Source organism: Pedobacter suwonensis, from assembly GCF_007833675.1.
Lineage (GTDB): Bacteria > Bacteroidota > Bacteroidia > Sphingobacteriales > Sphingobacteriaceae > Pedobacter > Pedobacter suwonensis.
On the sequence record NZ_CP031708.1, the window covers coordinates 3,902,794 to 3,919,487 of the forward strand.

The 16,694-nt window shown below is 38.8% G+C and carries 13 protein-coding genes; 8 read left to right on the plus strand and 5 right to left on the minus strand.

Annotation, left to right across the window (positions count from 1 at the left end):
* Nucleotides 1–20 precede the first annotated feature (20 nt).
* The 3 genes from DV942_RS16110 (at nucleotide 21) to DV942_RS16120 (ending at nucleotide 4,401) form a co-directional block, all read left to right on the plus strand.
* On the plus strand, nucleotides 21–842 hold the full coding sequence (locus tag DV942_RS16110; protein WP_186462329.1) for a PKD domain-containing protein: 822 nt from the start codon (nucleotides 21–23) through the stop codon (nucleotides 840–842).
* Nucleotides 843–1,085: 243 nt separating this feature from the next.
* Nucleotides 1,086–3,515 carry a glutaminase family protein gene (locus tag DV942_RS16115; protein WP_403001980.1) on the plus strand — a complete coding sequence of 810 codons (2,430 nt, stop codon included), beginning with the start codon at nucleotides 1,086–1,088 and terminating at the stop codon, nucleotides 3,513–3,515.
* Between the two features lie 448 nt (nucleotides 3,516–3,963).
* Nucleotides 3,964–4,401: a thioredoxin family protein gene (locus DV942_RS16120; RefSeq protein ID WP_244950721.1), complete on the plus strand. Its 438-nt coding sequence runs from the start codon at nucleotides 3,964–3,966 to the stop codon at nucleotides 4,399–4,401.
* A 343-nt stretch (nucleotides 4,402–4,744) separates the two neighbouring features.
* On the opposite strand, the gene DV942_RS16125 is transcribed toward DV942_RS16120, so the two are convergent.
* On the minus strand, nucleotides 4,745–5,026 hold the full coding sequence (locus DV942_RS16125; RefSeq protein ID WP_025143968.1) for an ATP-dependent Clp protease adaptor ClpS: 282 nt from the start codon (nucleotides 5,024–5,026) through the stop codon (nucleotides 4,745–4,747).
* 171 nt (nucleotides 5,027–5,197) lie between these two features.
* On the opposite strand from DV942_RS16125, the gene DV942_RS16130 reads away from it, so the two are divergent.
* On the plus strand, nucleotides 5,198–6,244 hold the full coding sequence (locus tag DV942_RS16130; RefSeq protein ID WP_145859165.1) for a 3-oxoacyl-ACP synthase III family protein: 1,047 nt from the start codon (nucleotides 5,198–5,200) through the stop codon (nucleotides 6,242–6,244).
* A gap of 114 nt (nucleotides 6,245–6,358) precedes the next feature.
* Here DV942_RS16130 and DV942_RS16135 read toward each other — a convergent pair whose 3' ends face one another.
* Both DV942_RS16135 and DV942_RS16140 read right to left on the minus strand, forming a co-directional pair.
* Nucleotides 6,359–8,803, minus strand: a complete 2,445-nt coding sequence (locus DV942_RS16135; RefSeq protein ID WP_145859167.1) for a hypothetical protein — start codon at nucleotides 8,801–8,803, stop codon at nucleotides 6,359–6,361.
* Complete coding sequence (locus DV942_RS16140; protein WP_145859171.1) at nucleotides 8,769–9,794, minus strand: hypothetical protein; 1,026 nt, start codon at nucleotides 9,792–9,794, stop codon at nucleotides 8,769–8,771. Before DV942_RS16140 ends, DV942_RS16135 begins: the two co-directional genes overlap by 35 nt.
* A 29-nt stretch (nucleotides 9,795–9,823) precedes the next feature.
* On the opposite strand from DV942_RS16140, the gene dtd reads away from it, so the two are divergent.
* The 3 genes from dtd to DV942_RS16155 all read left to right on the plus strand — a co-directional run bounded on the left by dtd (nucleotide 9,824) and on the right by DV942_RS16155 (nucleotide 12,226).
* Nucleotides 9,824–10,276, plus strand: coding sequence for a D-aminoacyl-tRNA deacylase (gene dtd / locus DV942_RS16145; RefSeq protein ID WP_145859175.1), 453 nt, complete (start codon nucleotides 9,824–9,826; stop codon nucleotides 10,274–10,276).
* A gap of 92 nt (nucleotides 10,277–10,368) precedes the next feature.
* Nucleotides 10,369–11,910 carry a glycosyltransferase family 39 protein gene (locus tag DV942_RS16150; RefSeq protein WP_145859178.1) on the plus strand — a complete coding sequence of 514 codons (1,542 nt, stop codon included), beginning with the start codon at nucleotides 10,369–10,371 and terminating at the stop codon, nucleotides 11,908–11,910.
* Nucleotides 11,900–12,226 (plus strand): nucleotide pyrophosphohydrolase, encoded by a 327-nt coding sequence (locus tag DV942_RS16155; protein WP_090983182.1) that lies wholly within the window; start codon nucleotides 11,900–11,902, stop codon nucleotides 12,224–12,226. The genes DV942_RS16150 and DV942_RS16155 overlap by 11 nt, the downstream gene beginning before the upstream one ends.
* A gap of 30 nt (nucleotides 12,227–12,256) precedes the next feature.
* On the opposite strand, the gene DV942_RS16160 is transcribed toward DV942_RS16155, so the two are convergent.
* Both DV942_RS16160 and DV942_RS16165 read right to left on the minus strand, forming a co-directional pair.
* Nucleotides 12,257–12,559, minus strand: a complete 303-nt coding sequence (locus DV942_RS16160; protein WP_145859181.1) for a DUF4286 family protein — start codon at nucleotides 12,557–12,559, stop codon at nucleotides 12,257–12,259.
* 198 nt (nucleotides 12,560–12,757) lie between these two features.
* On the minus strand, nucleotides 12,758–14,581 hold the full coding sequence (locus tag DV942_RS16165) for a tetratricopeptide repeat protein (RefSeq protein ID WP_145859183.1): 1,824 nt from the start codon (nucleotides 14,579–14,581) through the stop codon (nucleotides 12,758–12,760).
* A 229-nt stretch (nucleotides 14,582–14,810) separates the two neighbouring features.
* Between DV942_RS16165 and DV942_RS16170 the strand changes: the two genes are divergently transcribed.
* Nucleotides 14,811–16,694 (plus strand): S9 family peptidase, encoded by a 1,884-nt coding sequence (locus DV942_RS16170; protein ID WP_145859185.1) that lies wholly within the window; start codon nucleotides 14,811–14,813, stop codon nucleotides 16,692–16,694.

The window sequence follows — 16,694 nt, forward strand, 5'->3', positions numbered from 1 at the left end:
AATCAGATATGAAAAATAACATGAAAAGATTATTTAGTCTCCTATCTCTTTTAATACTTATTGTAATTACCACAGTAAAGTGTAAGAAAGATGCGGAAGAGGTTGTGCCTGTAGTGGACGAACCTAAACCAACAGCAGGTTTTACGTATGTAAGGCCTGATACGGTAAAGTTTTTAGAGTATCAGTTCACCGGTACCTCTACAAATTACAAAACTTTATTGTGGCAGTTTGGAGATGACAGTACTTCGGTTTTAGTTAATCCAAAACATACCTACCGTTTCCCGGGTAAATATAAAGTAACATTAACCACCAGAAATGGCCAGGGTTATTCTGCCGCCAAAGAAGTGATTTTGAATATTGTTGATCCCAATTTCGACCCTACCAAAATCGGAGAAAATTATATGCGCACTATTGGAGGCATATTTTCGGTAAACTTAGAAGCTGGTGCCGGACCCGATTCTAATGAAGGATCGAAAAAACTGGTGGATGGCGACATTACAACCAAGTTTTTACAGGCAGGTTTTGATGGTACGCAAAGATGTACATTTGAACTCACAACGCCGCAGGTAGTTGGCGCGTACACTTTAACTTCAGGCAACGATGCTGAAGACAGGGACCCACGGTATTGGATTTTACAGGGGTCAATAGATGGTATTCAGTATACCGACTTACATACGGTAACCTCTTGCCCCTGGGCCAATTCAGGTGAAAGACGCGTAACCAAAAGGTATTATTTCGACAATTTTGTAGCCTATAAATTTTACCGCCTTTATATCAAAGCCAATAGAGGAAGCCGTTTATTCCAGTTATCAGAGTGGACCATCAATAAAAAACAGCCTTAATAAATAGCGCTCCACAAATCTGAAAAATACATGAAGCCTGAAAACTTCATGTATTTTTTTAGACTATTATTTTAATTGTCGATTAGACAATTAAAATAGACTTCTTTTCATAAAGCAAATTATATTTTATACTTTAGTAAAACGTTTAACTAAATATTAATCTAACCATATATATTACCGGATTTCAACACACACACAATGAACAGAACAAAAATATTAAAAGCCATAGGCATACTCGGCTGTATGTTTGCAGGTAGTTCGCTAAAGGCGCAGGAACGGAAAGCCCCGGCCTATCCATTAATTACACACAATACCTATTTCAGCATTTGGTCTACCACCGATAAATTAAATGAGTCTGCTACTCAACACTGGACAGGTGCCGATCATTCGCTTTTAGGAATGATCAATGTTGACGGTAGTATTTATCGCTTTTTAGGTAAAGAAAGTACCAGCTATAAAACCGTTGTACCGGCATCCGATGAAAAATTGTATGAGGTAAAATATACTGAAACTGAGCCTCAGGGAGATTGGAAGGCTGCTAGCTACGCGGCCAGCAACTGGCAAACGGGTAATGCACCTATAGGCGACGATGCCAAAAATGTAAAAACATTATGGAAATCAAACGATATATGGGTAAGGAGAACTTTCAATGTCGCCAACCCTACGTCAATAAACGAGCTGTTTTTAAAAATTAATCACGACGATAATATCGAGGTTTACCTGAATGGAAAAAGAATCTATACAAAAGAAGGCTGGACCAATGATTTCAAATATATTGCATTAAGCAATAGCGATAAAAGTGCTTTAAAAGCAGGATCAAATGTAATGGCCATCCACCTTAAAAATACTGCCGGCGGTCGGTTCCTTGATTTTGGTCTGGTAGATAAATTAAAGGATAATGCCGGGAAAGTTCAGATCGCTAAGCAAAAAAGTGTAGAAATTAATGCTACGCAAACCATCTATAACTTTACTTGTGGTAAAATAGATCTTAAATTAACTTTCACTTCACCCTTATTGATGAATGATTTGGGTTTGTTTGCTCGCCCGGTTTCTTATGTTTCGTACCAGGTAAAGGCAAATGATAGCAAAACACATCAGGTAAAGGTATATCTGAGCGCAGCGTCAAACATTGCTGTTTATCGCCCTACGCAGGAAGTTACAGCCACTAAATACAGCACAGCCAAATTATCGGTATTGAAAACAGGTACGGTAGAGCAGCCAATCCTTCAAAAAGCAAGTGATGATATGCGTATTGATTGGGGTTACTTTTATGTAGCTGCGCCAAAAACCAGTAATGCCATCCAGTTTGTAACAACTGAAAAAAATGCAGCTGATGCATTTAGACAAGGTAATTCCGCTTCAACTGCCAAACAAGGTAAAATGCTTGCCTTAAATACCATTATCCCTTTCGGCACTGTAGGCAAAACTGCCGTTGAGAAATATGTTGAACTGGGTTATGATGAAATTTACAGTATTCAGTATTTCAATAAAAATTTAAGGCCCTGGTGGAATACCTCAGGTAAAGAAACCATTGAGGCACAATTAACTGCTGCGGCGGGCGAATATAAAAAAGTAGTAGAGAAATGTGAAGCTTTTAATAAGGCTTTGTATGCCGATGCCTTAAAATCTGGGGGTAAGGAATATGCCGATTTATGTGTTCTGGGTTATCGCCAGAGCATTGCCGCACACACCCTGGTAAAGAGTCCGCAGGGCGAAATTTTATGGTTATCAAAAGAAAATAACAGTGGTGGTTTTATCAACACGGTAGATGTAACTTATCCATCGGCACCCTTATACCTGATATATAATCCAGAATTATTAAAAGGGATGTTAAATGGTATTTTCTATTTCAGCGAAAGCGGAAAGTATCCTCATCCCTGGGCAGCACACGATCTTGGTACTTATCCATTGGCCAACGGGCAAACATATGGCGAGCCAATGCCTGTTGAAGAATCAGGTAACATGATCATTTTAACTGCTGCAATTGCCAAAGCACAGGGAAATGCCGATTATGCCAAAGCACACTGGAAAACCTTAACTACATGGGTTGATTATTTGACCAAAGAAGGTTTAGATCCAAAAACACAATTATGTACCGATGACTTTGCCGGTCACCTGGCTCGCAACGCTAATTTATCGGTAAAAGCAATTGTAGGTATAGCTTGTTATGCCCAGATGGCCCAAACATTGGGATACGATGATATCGCTAAAAAATATAGGGCGATTGCCGAAAGTATGGTGCCAAAATGGATGGAAATGGCCGATGCAGGCGATCATTATGCGCTAACGTTCGATAATAAGAATACATGGAGCCAGAAATATAACCTTGTTTGGGATAAGGTCTTAAATTTAAATTTATTCCCTCAGAAAATATATGATACCGAAACCAAATATTACCTGACGAAACAAAATAAATACGGTATTCCATTAGATAGCAGAAAGGCCTATACTAAAAATGACTGGATTTTGTGGACCGCTGCTTTTGCACCAACACAAAAGGAATTCGAGGCGCTGGTTCATCCGGTTTACAAGCATGCTATCGAAACTGAATCGAGAGTGCCTTTAAATGATTTTTATGATTCAAATACCGGCATCCGCGATAATTTCAAAGCCAGAAGTGTGGTGGGCGGTTTTTACATGAAACTGCTTGCCGATAAATTAAACAGTAAATAATAACGCACCTCCCCATCAAATTAACCACTTAAGGTTCTGCATTAATTTGCAGAACCTTTTTTATTAATGCCATGTTAAGTATCATTAAAACACATCGGCATTTGTTTGCTGGTGTCCGTCATCAAATAAGCCAGGTATACATTCTTAATAGTCAGCAAGCAGCATAATTTGCAAATATCGGTCTGTAGTGTTTAACAGTTTGCCGTTGCTATCACAGTCATTGCTTTTACTTCGCTGCAGGCTTAACATCTTATCCAATGGCTATTGAATCAGGTTAATGGATGGAAATACTGAGTGTTAGGTTTAGGATGTTCAGAAATACTAATTTGTTGTTTGCAGTTAGCTGAACAGCCCAAGAATTATGCAATCAGTCACCTGCGTTTTCTTGCAAAATCATGATTATTTTCATCTAATTTCTCCTTTCCTTTGCAGCATAATATTAAACATCATGGTTAATTACAGCGAAATTTTCAGCGGGCAGGGAATGGATTATCAAACCTATCGCGCCTTGATTGATCAACTTCTATTGGAGGGAAAAGCTACTGGTGATGTAGCTTACGATCTGCACTACACTAAAATGAATGTTCAGCGTATGAACCGTGTAGATAAAACAATTAGCCTAAATGATGAGCTGGTATCAACAATCGATCATCTTAAAGAAAATTATAAATTTTTAGTTATTACCGAAGGCTGGTGTGGTGATGCTGCGCAGATTGTCCCACTGTTCAATAAAATCGCAACGGCATCGTTAGGTAAAATTGAACTGAGATTTGTACTTAGAGATAAAAATCTTCCATTAATTGATGCTCATTTAACCAATGGGGGAAGAGCAATTCCGGTTTTAATTGTGTTAAACGAATCGGCCGACCAGGTTTTGGCAACCTGAGGCCCAAGGCCACAGGTTTTGCAGGAACTATTAAAAGAATGGAGGGCGGAAACTTCCGAAATGCCGCTTTTAGCAGAAAAACTTCACGGTTGGTATGCTAAAGATAAAACACATACTACACAGGCTGGCTTATTAACACTTATAAAAGGATTGGAGGGGTAATTTTATTGTCTCTTTTTACACGGTCGTCACCCTGAACCGAGCCTTAGCGAACTCACCGAAGGTAATTTATTTCAGGGTCTTCTCTTAAGTAGCTGCTGACCACGAAGTAGCTACAAGGCAATTGAAAATACTATTTCTCATTGTAAAACAAGTTTAGCAAGACGATTCGCTAGAAAATGCCCTAATCAACAGAAACTGTCAGGCCTTCTTGCTGCAGAATTTTGCGGTATACTTCCATTTCGGTAAAAGATCCTTCTAAAACAGGACATTTACCTTCATTATGCACTTTCCATGCAATTTTTTCCGCCTGCGATTCGTTATAATCAAGGTATTTCATCATGCAATAAATCACGTGGTCGAATGTATTGATATCATCATTCCACAAAATAAGGCGATGTACGGTTTTTAAGGAAGTTAAGATTTCTTCGAGCGTAAAGGTCTCTTCTTTGGTTTCTGTAGACATGGTGCAAAAATAACTATTTTTTATGTAAGATGTAATAGGTTAAATAGAAGATAGTTGTGATTATTTTAGGCAATAGAAGTAGATTTTTTAGCCTTTGTATTACATTTTTTATCTTACCTCATACATCTTACATCCCTTTTAATACATTTGTTAACCAAATAATATACGAGCATGCACCAGTCTAAAATTGCAGGAATAGGTTACTACGTTCCGAAAAACGTGTATACCAACGATGACTTAAGCCGGTTTATGGATACCAATGATGCCTGGATCCAGGAACGTACGGGTATTAAAGAACGCCGTTTTGCCGATCGTAATGAAGAAACCACCACTACCATGGGTATTGAGGCGGCAAAAATCGCCATCGAAAGAGCCGGTATTACCGCGAAAGATATCGATTTTATCGTTTTTGCTACGTTAAGTCCTGATTACTATTTTCCGGGATGTGGGGTATTGTTGCAGCGGGAAATGGGTATGGGCGAAATCGGTGCTTTGGATATCAGGAATCAATGTTCAGGCTTTGTGTACGCACTTTCGGTAGCAGATCAGTTTGTGAAAACCGGCATGTATAAAAATGTGCTGGTGGTAGGAAGCGAGAAACATTCTTTCGCTATGGATTTTGAGACCCGTAGCCGCAATGTTTCGGTAATTTTTGGCGATGGAGCAGGTGCTGTTGTATTACAGCCTACGGATGAAACCGGAAAAGGAATTTTAAGTACGCATTTACATAGTGATGGTGCCGATGCAGAAATTCTGGCGATGTATTACCCAGGTTCGCATGCCAATAAATGGCTAAATGATAAACCAGCCTATCCGGAACAGGAATTAGGCGGATTGTTTATGACACCCGAAATTTTAGAAAGTGGCGCCGCCTTACCTTATATGGATGGACCTGCTGTTTTCAAAAAAGCGGTAGTAAAATTTCCGGAGGTGATAAAAGAGGCTTTGGCCGCTAATCAGTTAACTGAGAAAGATATCGATCTATTGGTGCCGCACCAGGCAAACCTGCGTATTAGTCAGTATGTGCAGCAGTTATTGGGCTTAAATGATGATCAGGTATTCAACAACATTCAAAAATACGGAAATACCACAGCTGCTTCTGTTCCCATTGCCTTATGCGAAGCCTGGGAGGCGGGAAAAATCAAAGATGGCGATCTGGTTTGCCTTGCTGCATTTGGATCTGGCTTTACCTGGGCCAGTGCGCTGATCAGGTGGTAGCTGTAGATTCGTCATTTCTAGCGAAGTGCAACGAAGTCGAGAAATCTGCTAGATAGATCTCTCTCAGCCTGTACGGGCAGGCATTTCGCTGCGCTTCAGTCGAAATGAAGCTACTTATTGCGTTTTTGGCCTAACAAAATCTCCCAGATAACTGCATTCGCCTGCTGCAACAGCATAAAAAGGAGTTTTATTGTAGTTAAATCTTAATTCTTTTAAATAAGGGTTATTATAATTGGCCTTGATGAAATTTCTCCATTTTATGTCCTTTTTATCATAATAGTAAAATGATAGCGGATTGGCATTCATAATGATCTGCTTTTGCAGACATTTAGCCAGCATAAAGGTGCATTTTGCCTTAAAATCAGCATTGGTACTTAATGCCCTCGCTTTCAAATACCATGCTTTTGCAGTCTGTGCTTTTTTATAATCGCCGTCATACACATATTTTGCAGGGTTGCTGTTATCATACGATGACCAGTCATAACTGATCAGAAACCAGCTGTTACCAAAATAACCTGTTTGGTAAACTGCATTCGCCATTTTGTAATAATAGAGCGCGGCATTCTTTTTATCGCTAACTGTTAATTTCTGTAACCGGAGCATTTCTGCAGCAAAAGTTTTTTTAGTAATAGATGCTTTGGCCGTCACGTATTTTTTTGGAAAATCGTTGATGGTTTCGATAAATGGATTGGCGTAAAGTTTAGTGTTTTCCCCATCTCCGTACCAGTTTTCAGGAGCAAAATAGTGATAACCCGTCGAAACCTTTGCAAACATCTGAACTGCTTTGTCGTATTGATGTGTACGCAAATAAGTGGTGCCGTAAAGCTCATAAAAGTCGTCGTTTTTCAATTGGTTTAAAGCCGAAGCCAACAGGGCGGTAACATCATTGCCCATCGCTTTTGTTTTATAAACCGCTAAACCCTGCATACTTTTCGGGCTTAGGTATTTTTGCCAAAAATTAATGCTCTCGTAGCTCATGTTCTGGAAAAGGGAATTTTCTTTCAGCGTTTTGCGGTTCAGATCACCTTTAACCATTGCCAGTGCTGCTTTAGCGGTGTCGCCCATTTTTAAATAAGCAGGCGCTAATATTTGCTGATAAAAATTCCTGGTCGTTCTGCTAAACCGTTTATCGGCATTATCATAATATTGTTCGTAAGGTTGGTTTTTGTTTTCTGCAAAACGCTTTTCGTCCAGCCATTTTAATGTTGGTAGTAAACCGTTTTCGTTAAATGTATTGCCTTTTTTAATGTTTTTAGCTTTGATCAACAGGTCGATAATGCGGTATTGATCACGCAATCTTTCCGATAGCTGTTCTGGTTTTAAAGTAGCCAGGTAATTTAATGCCAGAGGATCGTTATTCTCCATCCATGATAAATAGGCCGCAGTTAAAGTACCCAGTTCAGGTTGCGGGTATTTCTTTTCCGCAGCCAGTTTCAAGGCGAAATTTCTGATTTCGTTTAGGTGTTTTAGATTAACATTTTTTAAACTGTCTTTATACTTAGGATTGTCGTTATCCGAAAAATAATAATTATAACCAATTTTCGCTATGTCATTTGCCTGAATAAGATTTTGTTCCAGCTTATTTACCTCGCGTACCAATAATGTGCCGTTTAGCAGGCTTTTGGGTTCATAGCCGTAAACTTTGTTCATGCTTTCTATCCCTGAATCTGCATTGCCAAAACCATTAATTGCCCAGATATTGGCTTTTTCATCATTGCTGCTGGCGTATTTTAAAGCCCCTTGAACAGGAGAACTGGTATAATAATAGTTTTTGTAGGCCTGTATCCTCCGTTCGGGGTTGCTGGCAAAAACTTTTGAGAATAAAAAAGCTGCTTCATCCGGATTTCCTAACCTGCGGATTGATCCTGCATATAAAGCCAATGCCCAACCTTTAACGGCACTGTTAATTTTACTGGTTTTAATATGCGTTTCGTAAGTTGATTTACTCTCCGCATGCATTCCAGCGAAATGAAACATCCGTTCCGTTTGGTATGCATAACGTAGTTTCAGAAAGTCGTCTTTTTCAGCAGTTGTTAATTTTAATCCTTCCTGGGCTTTTGCAGCCATAGCAGTGGTATCACGTGGTGTTGCATCCCAAAGGTTAAATGTCACATTGGCCAATGGTTCACAGCTTTTAGCGAACTGATAATATTTTAAAGGCGCTTTGCGTTTGCCCAGTGCCTGGATAAAACTATTCTCTTGCAGGCTATCAGGTAACTGTGAAATATTGCCATCAAAATTGACCAGTTTTACATTGGTTGCACTGTCTGTTTTGTACATCACCTTTAATACATCCTCATTTTTAACATGCAGGAATCGGGCCCATTCGCGACTGTTGATATCCGGCTCGCTTGCTACATCCGTTTCGCTGTTAAGATAAACCATTTGGTTATAGGCAAATGGCGAATATTCATCTCCTTCAATATTGTTATGAAAATAAGAAATATAATAATCATAAGGATCAATCTCACCGCCACAGGCAAGATTTACAGCAATTTCGCCGAAAAAAGTAATCAGGAATGCACTAAAAATCAGCAATGACTTTTTGAAGGTCTTCATTGGTAAAATGTTTTAAAAGGTCGATGTCTAAATGGTAAAAAACGATGTTTCGTTCTTTGGGGCTTAAATATCGGGATAAAAATTTAGAGCTTAAAAGTAAATCATCAGCACAAACCTGTTCCCATCTTATTACATCGCCTTTTTTCAATCCAGCGGCAGGGTAATCAGTCAGCAAGTCGTACAAAATGGAATTTTCGCGCTGTTTGAAAAGCTTTTTATCCTCGATCTGTATTTTGCCGATCCGCTTCGAAATACCTGCATATTGTTGATTTCTGAATACTACTGCCCATTCAAATAGGGGTAGCGCCACGTCGAGTTGTAAGGGGTATTCCTGCAGAAAATCTTTAAGATACTGATCCATTTCATGCAGGTCCAATATTGAGTTTTGATCGCCATATTTACGTAGATTGCCCATGTTATAACACATCAAAATCCCTTTATTTACTGGCGGAACTCCACTTGACACGATATTTTTAACCTGATGCAAGCGCAAGGTTACCGAAATGGTTTTGCCCTTTAACAATCGGTTGGCACTTAACTGCTCTAAAAATTTAAAATACCTGTTTCTGGTGGTTTTGGTCCAATCACAATCAATCTGTAATTCGGTATAGTCTGCCTTTCCGGCCTGCTTTACCTTTTCAGCCACAAACTTAGCAATGCGATTGGCCATTACGGCAGTCTGCATGGTATCAATCTTATTAAATACCTGATTAACGATAAATACCACTGGGACGATGTTAACCTGTTTAGGTATGGGGTCTGAAAATTTAATAGGCGAAATGGGTACGGGCATTTGCAGATCTGGGTTAAAATCTACATCCATTATCCGCACATACAAAGATTTTGATTTAAATCGATCAAGATAATCAGTTTCTGCTTTTTTATTCTGGTAATCCGTTCTCCAATAGTAAAAAGCAGGGTGGACAACCGGTTTTTGTTTGCAGCCAAAAAAGAGAAATACAGAGATGACTAAAATACTTATCTTGCGCATAGAATTGATTTAAGCAAAAATAGTATAAAATGCGCGCAGTTTTACAAAGGGTTACAGCGGCCAGTTGTACCGTTGATGGTGACATAACTGGGGCCATCGAAAGCGGATTTCTGGTATTGTTGGGTATCGAAGATGCAGATACTGTAGAAGATTTAGAGTGGTTGGCGCAGAAAATTATCGGTATGCGTGTGTTTAGTGATGAAAGCGGATTGATGAACAAGGCGCTTGCTGATGTGGGTGGAGATATCTTATTGATCAGCCAGTTTACCTTGTTTGCTTCTACTAAAAAAGGAAACCGTCCGGGCTTTACAAGGGCAGCACGACCGGATGTTGCGATTCCCTTATATGAGAAAATGATTGATAAACTTTCGGCTTTATTGGGGAAAAAAGTAAAAACCGGAATTTTTGGTGCCGATATGAAAATAGCTTTATTAAACGACGGACCGGTTACGATCATAATTGACACCAAAAATAAGGAATGATTAAAATTTAAATAGCCATCGTGTAACTAATCAAGCAACTGACTGTCAAAAATCAGTATTGTTTATCGCGAAAAACCTGGACTTAAGTAAATATGGGGGAACCAAATCCTAAAAGGCTGGCAGAATACACTTGTCTTGTGTTTTTTCTGATTCTAAAGGTGTTGCTATCCTTTGTATTGGTTAATTCAGTTTATGAATTACACCGCGACGAATTTTTGCATTTAGATCAGGCCAATCATCTTGCGGCAGGTTTCACCTCTGTTCCTCCATTAACTTCGCTTTTTTCCTGGCTGATCAAAGCTTTGGGCAATAGTGTTTTTATGGTAAAGATTGTTCCTGCCTTAATAGGTGCTTTAACACTACTGTACTGCTGGAAAACTGTCGGGTTTTTAAAAGGTAACCTCCTGGCTAAATGCCTGGTTGCCGTAGCCTTTTTATGTTCTGCTCTGCTGAGGTTAAATACCCTTTACCAGCCTAACTCTTTTGATGTTTTAGCCTGGACAGCCATATTTTATTATTTGCTGAAATATTTTGATAAGAATGAAGCCAGGTATTTATATGCTTTTGCTATCGCTGTGGCTTTGGGCTTTTTGAATAAGTATAATGTTCTTTTCCTGATCATTGGTCTGTTGCCTGCCATCATTATTACTTCAAATCGAAAAATATTTATCGATAAGCATCTTTATTCAGCCATTTTACTTGCATTTTTAATTATCTCGCCAAATGTAATCTGGCAAATTACACATCACTTCCCTGTACTCACCCACATGAAACTTTTGCAGGCCACACAACTGGTGCATGTAAACCGGATTGATTTTTTCATCACGCAGTTTCTCTTTTTTATCAGTTCGATATTTATTCTCCTGGCTGGGATTGGTAGTTTGGTTTCTTATAAAGACTTCAGGAAACACAGCTGGATTATTCTTACTTATTTCATTACGCTAATTGTATTTAGCTATTTTAAAGCAAAAGATTATTATGCTTTGGGTTTATATCCGGTTTTACTGGCCTTTGGTGCGGTTTATTTAAGCAGGGTTTTAGCAAAGAAATATATATTAACGGGCTTGCTTTTTGCTTTTAATATTTGTTCATTTATTTACCTGTTGCCCCTTTTGATGCCGGTTTATAGTCCTGCGCAAATTATTGCCCATCATAAAAGGTTCGAGCGGGTAGGGGCTTTACGTTGGGAAGACGGGGAAAATCATGCGCTGCCTCAGGATTATGCAGATATGCAGGGCTGGAAAGAACTGGCCGCACTGGTTGATGTTGCTTACGAAAAAGTTAAAGACAAATCTACCCTACTACTACGTGCCGATAATTACGGGCAGGCTGGTGCGATTAACTACTACTCAAAATATAAAAATATCAATGCGGTCTCGTACAACGCCGATTATCTTTATTGGTTTAAAATGGATAAACCGATTAAAACGTTTATTATGATTACTGGTGCCAACGATGAAGATCCCGACCGTAAGAGAGAGCAGCCCTATTTTGAGCAGATTACCAAAATCGGTGAAATAAAAACGCCCTATGCGAGAGAAAGAGGGGCAGGGGTATTTTTACTCGAACGAGCAAAACCCGAAGTAACCCCTATCATAAAAGCAGAAATAAAAGAAGAAAAAAATGACTATTAACGAAGCACAGGAAACGGTAGACCGTTGGATTAACACCACGGGTATCCGTTATTTTAACGAACTAACCAATACGGCCATTTTAATGGAAGAGGTAGGGGAGGTGGCCCGGATTATGGCCCGTAAATATGGCGAACAATCGTTCAAAAAAAGTGATGAGGCCGTAAACCTGGCTGATGAAATGGCCGATGTAATGTTTGTTTTAATCTGTTTGGCCAATCAAACCGGTATAAATTTAACGGAAGCTTTAGAAAAGAACCTGGAGAAAAAAAGCATCCGCGATGCCGACAGGCATAAGAATAATGAGAAGCTTAAATAAGTCGGAAGTCCTCAGTCCGGAGTCCGGAGCCTAAGCTACGAATTCCATTAAACTTCTATACGCAACGAAACGGTTTTTGTATTTTTCGTTTAACTCCGCCTGCAAAGCTGGTGCAAAGGTTTCCTGGTATTTATTGTAGTGATCTAATGTTTCTACAACATATTGCGAACAGTAAGTTACACCTTCATTAGGCGAATCAACAACCTTTAATAAACGGTTAGAAACAAACATACCCGTTGCCATAACCTGTGGAATATGAACATCCTGCATCCATTGTAACCATTCTTCGGCTACTGCATCTTCAAGGATGAGCGTAACATTATATAAAAACATGGCGCAAAGGTAACTAATATATAAACGTTAAAAAATTAACGTTGTAGATTTTATTCTTTAAATGATTTAGATATTAACCAATTAACCATAAGGTAGCTTACGGTTCCCAATCTGCAGTTACCAATGGAACCAATGACCAATAAACTAATGACTAATGAACTAATAACCAATGAACTAACGAAATGAACCATTGACTCACTAAACCCCATCTCCCCGTAGGTTCCTAAATCTTTTTCTGGCCTCAGCGCTGAACATACTGCCGGGATAATCGGTAATCAGTTTTTGGAAATACACTTTCGCTTGTGTGATATCATTCAGTTTCTTTTCGTATAAATCACCTAAGGTAAATAAGGCATCATCTGTCCAGATCCCGTCTTTATATTCTTCCGTTACTTTTTTAAGGATATCAGCAGCTTTTTGGAAATCGTTTGCTTTAATAAAAATCCTTGCTTTACTCATCATAATGGCATCTGATAAGCTGTTTTGAGGATAGGCAATGGCAATGCTGTCCATTTTTTTTATCGCTTTTTCAGGTAGGTTTCTAAATAAAAGCATTTCTGCGTCCGCATACATTTTCAGGGCATTGCTATCGGCTGGTGTCTGGATGTTATCACTGATCAATAAACTTAAATTCAATGCATCATTGGCAATCAGTTGCGAGGTAGCAGCTTTTAAAACCAAACATTGGCTATTGCTGTATTCGAAATTGCCCTGATAAAAAGAAAGTTTAGCACTCCTGAAGCGGGCTTCATTTCCTATGGATTGTCCTTCAAACCTTTTGCTTACTTGCTCGTATACTAAAAATGCTTCCCAGGGTTGGTTCGTTAAAATATAAATGTCGCCCAAATCAAGTTTTAACTGGCCTAAGTCCTGGTCGTTTATGCCTGGCATTTTTATTGCATTTTCCAATTCTTTTTCTGCATTAGCCGGTTTATTTAAATAGTAAGCCTGCAGGTTGGCCAGTTTTTTTATTGCAAAAAGGGTATTCCTGTTTTTGCCGTTTTCTTCAAGCAAGGATTCATAGTCTTTTGCAAGCAGATCGAGGTCTGCAAGTGAATATTTTCCGCTGGTCCGCAGGTTGTACCTGGTATTCAGCATCTCTATTTTTGAAGGAAGATAATACTGGTTATCTTTTCCTTTGGTAAGCAGGTAATCGTAAGCTTTAATCGCTGTTTCGTAGGCACCATTGTCAACAAAGGTATAAATGGCATTAAACAAAGTACCGCCATCTGCTTTAGTCCGTTTATCATAGGCAATAAGCTGGCGCAGGGCCATTTCAAATTCCTGTTGCTGAATGTAATTCCAGGTGAGCAACTGAATGTAAACTTCGGCATCAGGTGCTTTTTGTACTTTTTTTAAAATAGCCGCCTGAAAGGTTTGATAATCGTTTTTATCTTCAAAAATAGAAGCGAGTACAGTTTCTGCCTGCGGTAATAACTGGGGCATTGTTGCAAGTGCATCCAGGTACTCCTGCATGAGCATGGCCTTATCTTTTTTAAAACGGTAGATGTTTAATAATTCAAAGACAAACATCTGATCGTCTCCAAATAGTTTTCTGCCCTGTTTAAAGGTTTGTACTGCGTAATCGTAGTTTTCGAACCGATAAAAGTTATTGGCAAGATTTCTGATCCTGAATTCTTCTTTTGGCAGTTTCGAAATGACCTCATTAAAGATTTTATTAGCAGCCTGCACATCGCCTTTCTCCTGATAAAGTTTGCCCAATGCGATTGGGTAAACGTCGCTCTTTGGATCTTTTTTGATTTCTTTCTTAACCGTTTTCTCCGCTACATCATAGCGTTTTAATTTTAGCAGGGTATTAAAGTAAATATCAAAATAAACTTCGTTATTCGGGCTAGAATAAAGTTTTTCCAGTAACACAACGGCCTTGTCATATGCGCCATCCTGATAATACTGAATAGCCAGACTGCTTTCATCAGGTGCAATCTGCTGATTGGGGCGGAAGATTTGTGCATTGGCTCCAAACGACAGCAATACGGATATGATGAAAAAAAAACGGTTCATAAACCCTAAATTATAAGTTTTAAATGTAATATTTTGATACATCTTTAGCCAAACCGGCACTTGAAATTAAACGTATTTTAAATGTTACCTGTATTTTATTTTGTAGATATTTTATAAATACTAAATTGAACCACTACTTATTATTGATCGCATGAGTAACATTGTTGGTGTATATCGCTGTTAAAATTGTTGCGATCCTTATTTTTGTTATCCCGTAAAGGATTTATTTATGCTTAAAAAAATTTTCCTACTGTTAATGGTTGCATCGGTTTGGGCTTGTAAAGGCGCAAAACATGATACTATTCCTGTAGATGAATTTTTTAAAACGCAAGATAAGGCCTACTATCGCATTTCTCCAGATGGAAAAAGTCTTTCTTATTTAAAGCTTCATGATAAAAAACTGGACCTTTTTGCTGAAGATATTGCCACGGGTAATATTGTCCAGTTGACCCATTTGAACGGAAAGAACATCAGTTTTCATTTCTGGACCAGCAATAATGAACTAATTTATTATACCGAAGATGGATCTAAAGAGCGTAGATCCGATATTTTTGTGATCAATAAAGATGGGAGCAAGCAGGTGCAGTTGAGTGCCAATGAGAAAAACAGGTTGAGGGTAATTGAAGACCAATTGATTGATGATAAATATATTATTGTGGCTTCAAATAAGCGAGATTCGACGGTTTTCGACGTGTACCGATTAAACGTTCGGGATGGAAAAATGGAGATTGCTGCGAAAAACCCGGGCAATATTACCAGATGGATGACGGATAGTAAAGGTGTACTTAAAATTGCTGTTGCCAGTGATGGGGTGAACGAAACCTTAATGTACCGCGAAAATGAAAATGAATCTTTTGCGCCTGTAATTACCAATAATTTTGAAACTACTTTTCAGCCCATTGCATTTTCTGAAGACCAGCCTAATGTACTTTATGCCATTTCGAGCATTAACCGCGACAAAAACGCACTGGTAGCGGTTGATTTAAAAAAAGGGAAAGAAAAAGAGGTTCTTTTTGCAAATGATACTTTAAACGTGGTGGATGCAACCTACTCCCGTTTCAGAAAAAAAATGCTTTTTGCAACCTGCGAGACCTGGAAAAGAGAAAAATTTTACCTCGATGACAGCGTAAAAGTAGCTTACTCCAGGATTGATAAACTTTTGCCCGGTACTGAATGGATCATTATGGACAGGGATAAGACAGACCAGGTGTTTGTGATCCGTACCTTTACCGATAAAAATCCAGGTTCTTATTATTTGTATACCGCAATTGATCAAAAGCTTAAAAAGCTTACTGATGTAAGTCCTTCCATTAAACCGGAAGATATGAATGCCATGAAACCGATCAGTTTCAAAAGCCGCGATGGCCTAACCATTAATGGTTATTTAACTTTGCCAAAAAATAAGAAAGCAGCTGGCTTACCTGTGGTTGTCCTGCCACATAATGGTCCTAAAGCAAGAAATAGTTGGGGCTACAATGCAGAGGTACAATTTTTGGCCAACCGTGGCTATGCCGTTCTGCAAGTAAATTACCGGGGTTCTACCGGTTATGGAAAATCATTTTATGCTGCGGGTTTTAAGCAATGGAGCGATAAGATACAGAATGATGTTAACGATGGCGTAAAATGGCTGATTAAGGAGAAAATTGCCAATCCTAAAAAAATTGCCATTTACGGCAATGGTTTTGGAGGCTACATTGCTTTAAATTGTTTATATAAAAATCCCGATCTTTACAAATGTGGCGGATCAAATTCAGGTGTAATTAACCTGTTTAGCTATCTGAAAACCTTTCCGCCATTTTTAAAGGCCAAATTGCAGATGTATTATGAAATTTTAGGTAATCCGATAACCGATACGGATTATATGCGATTTGCTTCGCCTGTTTTTCATGCAGACCGGTTTAAATCGCCCGTTTTTATCGCTCAGAATCCCAAAGATCCAAGCGTTAACGTAGCAGAAGGTGTACAGTTTATCAAAGAACTTAAAAAAAGGAACGTTCAGGTCACTTATATTGAAAAAGAGGAAGGTCCAGATCCTTTGGTACGTCAGCAGAGCAGGACAGCTTTGTACAAGGCCTTGGAAGAGTTTTTAAAAGAAAACTTAGGTAAAAGATAG

Coding starts and splice junctions, on each gene's coding strand:
- DV942_RS16110 (WP_186462329.1), top strand. CDS start 21: ATGAAAAGATTATTTAGTCTCCTATCTCTTTTAATACTTATTGTAATT.
- DV942_RS16115 (WP_403001980.1), top strand. CDS start 1,086: ATGTTTGCAGGTAGTTCGCTAAAGGCGCAGGAACGGAAAGCCCCGGCC.
- DV942_RS16120 (WP_244950721.1), top strand. CDS start 3,964: ATGGTTAATTACAGCGAAATTTTCAGCGGGCAGGGAATGGATTATCAA.
- DV942_RS16125 (WP_025143968.1), bottom strand. CDS start 5,026: ATGTCTACAGAAACCAAAGAAGAGACCTTTACGCTCGAAGAAATCTTA.
- DV942_RS16130 (WP_145859165.1), top strand. CDS start 5,198: ATGCACCAGTCTAAAATTGCAGGAATAGGTTACTACGTTCCGAAAAAC.
- DV942_RS16135 (WP_145859167.1), bottom strand. CDS start 8,803: ATGAAGACCTTCAAAAAGTCATTGCTGATTTTTAGTGCATTCCTGATT.
- DV942_RS16140 (WP_145859171.1), bottom strand. CDS start 9,794: ATGCGCAAGATAAGTATTTTAGTCATCTCTGTATTTCTCTTTTTTGGC.
- dtd (WP_145859175.1), top strand. CDS start 9,824: ATGCGCGCAGTTTTACAAAGGGTTACAGCGGCCAGTTGTACCGTTGAT.
- DV942_RS16150 (WP_145859178.1), top strand. CDS start 10,369: ATGGGGGAACCAAATCCTAAAAGGCTGGCAGAATACACTTGTCTTGTG.
- DV942_RS16155 (WP_090983182.1), top strand. CDS start 11,900: ATGACTATTAACGAAGCACAGGAAACGGTAGACCGTTGGATTAACACC.
- DV942_RS16160 (WP_145859181.1), bottom strand. CDS start 12,559: ATGTTTTTATATAATGTTACGCTCATCCTTGAAGATGCAGTAGCCGAA.
- DV942_RS16165 (WP_145859183.1), bottom strand. CDS start 14,581: ATGAACCGTTTTTTTTTCATCATATCCGTATTGCTGTCGTTTGGAGCC.
- DV942_RS16170 (WP_145859185.1), top strand. CDS start 14,811: ATGCTTAAAAAAATTTTCCTACTGTTAATGGTTGCATCGGTTTGGGCT.